This is a genomic window from Streptomyces sp. NPDC001156, assembly GCF_053598275.1.
In genome coordinates, this window is the sequence record NZ_JBSFJX010000386.1 from 1 (window position 1) to 4,197 (window position 4,197).

The window sequence follows — 4,197 nt, forward strand, 5'->3', positions numbered from 1 at the left end:
ATCAGCTCCACAAGGGGGTATCCGCCATGGCCCGGAGAGCCGAGCCAGGCCCGGTTGCGGTCGGTGTCCGGGACCCTGATCGAACTGCAGCCGTCAAAGGAGACCGTGCGATACCGGCCGAATCGCACCCCGGGTGTCCTCGGCTGAGCCAACGGCCCCAACAACACCTCACACAGCCCGCGCATGGGCGCGCTGCCGACCCTGCGCCGCAGGTCACGCAGGGCCTTCGCGGTCGGCTCGGCGACCGGCACGCCGACCAGTCCCGCCGTCAGCTTCTGCCACACCAGCCGATAGCCGACCTCCGGGAACAGGCACATCGCCAACAGGAAGTAGACACCGACCCGTGATGGGAGATCACGCAGACGGCGCTGCACCTTTCCGGTCTCCTCCAGGACCGCATCCACGAGCTCGAACGGTACGAGCGCCGTCAGTTCTCCCAAGTGCCCCGGCGCGAAAGGGCCCTGGGCGATGGTGAAGACACGAGACACAGTCGTCAGACCTGATAGCAGGGCATACTGTTCGGACAACGGAGCTCCTTGGAAACAAGCTGTCTTGGTCGACTGCCTGTTCCAACGGAGCTCCGTTGCTCACGTTTCAGCCCCGTGAAAAACCCCATCAACTCCCTTGCTGCCAGCGCGAATGCGTTAACTACCCGGCCTTGGGACAAGGCCCGACTGCGGCGCGGGCATCGCGCTGCAGGGCGCGCTTGACCGCCCACATCGCCGAGTACAGGTTCTCCGCACTCTGCAGGTCCTCAAGGCGGTGGACGTCCAGGGGCAGGCGGATGACCGCCAGCTCGGTGTCCTCGCCGCGTTTCCAGCGCTCGCCCTTGTTCTTGCCCCGGAACTGGCGAACGGGCGCGGCATCGGAGGCAGGCGCGGCATCGAGCAGGCTCGTGCTCATGGACTTTCCCACCTCCTTGTGGACCCGCCAACGATGGAGACCCGTCCGGGCATGCGCCGGATCAGCAATCACATCAAAGCTACCTGCCGTCACTGACAACGCCCCCTGCAGCCGGTCAGCTTGAGTCCGTATGCTGTCGGTAATGCGCCTGCCTCTCGCCTCCTGCACCGCTGCCGACCTGCGGGCCTAAACCGGGCTGACCGGGCCGCAGATGCACCGGCTCGTGAGGCAACTGTGGGAGAAAACGCCCGACACCGGCCGCGGCCGGCCCTGGGGCGCTGCCGTTCACCGACCGCGTGCTACTCCTCGTCCTCGCCTACCAGACCAACCTCACCATGCAGCAACTCGGCACCCTGTTCACCATCTCCGACTCCGCAGTCCACCCAGTCGTCGACCGTCTCACCGAACCCCTCGCTGAACTTCTCGGCCCGCCACCCACCGACCGGCGCGAACTATGGGTCGTGGATGGCACGCTGCTTCCTGTCCACGACAAGAAGGCGATCCCTCGTCGTACTCATCAGGTGACTCCTTCGTGGAGGCTCACACCTGATTCATGACACTTCCTCTTCTTCTGACGGGTTTTGAGCGGGTTTCGGATTAGTGTCCGTGCCTGGGCAGGTGGTATCCGCTGGTCTGCCAGCTTTTCCACTGGTTCGGTTCCGATCGGGCCCTGGCGGGCGGGCGGGCAGGGGCTGTCAGCCGGGTTCGGGCGGAGCGTGGACGGTATCGAAGAGGTGTCTCCAGGCGTGCTGCCAGCGCCAGTTGTGCGGCAGGTGCAGGGTGATGCGCCGGGCGGAGCGAGCGAGGCGGGCCGAGACGTGGGCAGCAGTGGGTGGAGGGTGCGGATTCCTTTGAACCGGCCGTACTCGGCACCCTGCTTGGTCCGGCCGTAGATGCGTTTGTGGGTGGAGTCGACATCGATGAACGCCATCTCGCCCGCGGCGGGCAGGAGCGGGGTATGCGCGGCCAGCGCACCCAGGAACCTCCTGTGCACGGCGTGGAGTTGGAGAGCATGGCCGTGGGTGAACGCGCGCAGGAAAGTGCGGGCACGAATGCCCGCGAACACGGTCGGCATCGCACCGTGGCGCAGGACGTCGAGGTCGTCGATGCTGTCTGCGCCTGCGACCATGCCGCCCACGATGCTGGTGACCTTCGCGTCCACCGCCGCACCCGCGCCGTTCGTCACCCCGGTCAACTTGACCTTCTCCGTCACCAGTCGCGGCAGACCACACCGCTCGGCCAGCCGCATCACCGGGACCAGCCCGGCATGCGCGATCAGATTCGGGTCATCGAACGCAGCGGAGACCGCCGCCGGCGTATGGGAAACTTGCATCTCGGAAGTGCCTTGCTGATTGTGCGTGCTGGAAGCGTGAAGAACTCCCATCATCGCAGGTCACAAGGCACTTCTTCATTTTCCCAAGCGTCATCCACAGGCATCGGTCGGTGGATCGAGGCTTAGACGGCCCTAGACGGGGTTCCGAGGGCCGAGCGGTCGCGCTGTCCGGTTCGGGAGCGTCCCTGCCGAGATTCGAGGCGCCGGGGCCGTCGGTCTCAAGTGCCAGGCCGCCCGTGCCGGAGTCGGCGCGAGCTCTCAGACGGGAAGCCGTGCTGTCACGATCCCGTCATCCGTTCCAATGGACTTCTCCAGGTAGGCGAGTGCGCCGGCGGCCGTGTCGGCGATGAAGACCAGTTCTCCAAGGGGCAACGACAGGAACCCTGCTCGTCCATTCGCCGGAGCTGGAGTATCAGCCCGCCGTAGAAGCCCGCCGTTTTCAGCAGCACGGGCTTGTCGTACAGTCCGTGCTTCCTCAGCTTCAGGACCTCGGTCGCTTCGTCCAGCGTGCCCACGACGCCGGGCATCACCACTATTGTGTCGAACACGGTGAGTAACCGTGCCTTGCGTTCCGCGAGATTCCTGGCGACCGTCATTTCGTCGGCGTCCTTTCTGAGCCACTTCCGGAGAAAAGTCGACCGAGATGTCGGCGAGCCGCCCTCCCGATGCCTGTACTCCGTCGGCGACGACCTTCATCAGCCCGGTATCGGACCAGCCCCTCACCAGGGTGTGGCTGGCCCTGGCGATGAGCTCGCAGGTCGGCTGGGTGTAGAGCTCGCCGAGGTCACTGGCTGAGAGGAAGACACCAATGTTCATCGGAGTGGGCGCGGGCAGCAGTGACCTGACCGTATGCGCGTCCGCCCATGCGTGTGGACCACTGTCCGGGCGAAAGACCGGACCACTTCGCGCCGAACGGTCAGGCGGGCCCCTGGGTGCCGCCTGTCAGACCAGTTGCACCGCGAAGCCGGAGCGCCACGTCGCATGCTCGGGTCGCCACGCTCAGGAGCGGGTTAGTACTCCAGCTCGGTAGATCGCGATCTTGCCATGTCCGCAGAATTGGTCTGGGAATCTGTCATAGAAATGGACCATACTCCGGCGCCACTGGGTCCGTAGCGTTGCAGGCATGAACACGAACGAAGCACACGAAAGCCCGCAGCGCCTCCCCGGCCCACGCCCCGGTCTGGACTGGGCGAAGCTCGCCCCGGAAGCCTTCAAGGCCATGATCCGCCTGGACACGGCACCGTGGCGGTCTCCCTTGGCTTATGGGCGCCTTCCCCGGGTGCGGCCTTGTTCCCTACGTGCTGGCCCAAATGGCGGGCGGGTCTTGGGCGCCTGGTGTGCGGCCTGCGGTCTCCCTCCGGTCGATCGGCTACGCCGCGATCGTGCCCGCACCCTCCTGGCAGCCCGCGTCCGTCTTTGTCGCCAAGGCCGGCAGCATGACGGTCATCGTGCTCGCTGTCAGTTTTTGCATGGCTCAGGCCCGCTATGCGCGCCTGGTGCCGTACGTCATCGGGCTGTCCGTTGCGCTGGTGATCGCTTTTCTGCGGGCTCGCAGCGGGGGCTCGATCAACGCCGCCCGCCAGTTCGGTCCCGCCCCATTCGCCGGGCAGCAGACCACCGATCTGCGGATCTGTCTGGTCGCACCGATTCTGGGAGCGGCCCTCGGGGCCTGCCTGCACCACGTTCTCAGCCGTTGCCGACTGACGGGTGAGGTGCGGGTGAGAGCAAGCGGGGCGTCACCGGACGGCGGTGTGGCTGACGTCGGCGTCAGCCGATGGTCCGTTGGCCGCCCCCCGGTCCCGACAGGGGTCCCGCCGGAGCAGGTCTGATGGGGCGAGACCACCGCCGCAGCCACTGTCGGGGGCAGTTTGAATCCTCCCCCAGCTGAAGCAGGGGGATTCCTGGCTCACGTTGGCTGCGGGTCAGCGACCAGCAGCTCTTACACGATCAACACCAGCCGG

At 66.2% G+C, this 4,197-nt stretch carries 5 protein-coding genes and 1 pseudogene; 2 read left to right on the plus strand and 4 right to left on the minus strand.

All coding sequences use genetic code 11. The features are described from left to right. On the minus strand, window positions 1-509 hold a 509-nt coding region (locus ACWDA7_RS50985; protein ID WP_450614814.1), incomplete at its 3' end, for a transposase domain-containing protein. A gap of 139 nt (window positions 510-648) precedes the next feature. Next, a complete protein-coding gene (locus tag ACWDA7_RS50990; RefSeq protein WP_450614806.1) occupies window positions 649-903 on the minus strand; it encodes a hypothetical protein in 255 nt (84 codons plus the stop codon). Window positions 904-1,199: 296 nt separating this feature from the next. Here ACWDA7_RS50990 and ACWDA7_RS50995 point away from each other — a divergent pair, with 296 nt between their 5' ends. Next, on the plus strand, window positions 1,200-1,460 hold the full coding sequence (locus ACWDA7_RS50995) for a transposase family protein (protein WP_450614808.1): 261 nt from the start codon (window positions 1,200-1,202) through the stop codon (window positions 1,458-1,460). Here ACWDA7_RS50995 and ACWDA7_RS51000 read toward each other — a convergent pair. Together ACWDA7_RS51000 and ACWDA7_RS51005 are read right to left on the minus strand one after the other, a co-directional pair. Beyond that, the gene (locus ACWDA7_RS51000) at window positions 1,421-2,290 is read right to left on the minus strand and encodes a hypothetical protein (RefSeq protein ID WP_450614810.1); all 870 of its coding nucleotides are present in this window, start codon (window positions 2,288-2,290) and stop codon (window positions 1,421-1,423) included. The two genes, ACWDA7_RS50995 and ACWDA7_RS51000, sit on opposite strands and share 40 nt — an antisense overlap. Window positions 2,291-2,494: 204 nt before the next feature. After that, window positions 2,495-3,052, minus strand: a pseudogene (locus ACWDA7_RS51005) (LOG family protein). Window positions 3,053-3,498: 446 nt separating this feature from the next. Between ACWDA7_RS51005 and ACWDA7_RS51010 the strand changes: the two are divergent. Then, entirely contained in the window at window positions 3,499-4,065 is a 567-nt protein-coding gene (locus tag ACWDA7_RS51010; RefSeq protein ID WP_450614812.1) for an aquaporin, read from the plus strand. Window positions 4,066-4,197 lie beyond the last annotated feature (132 nt).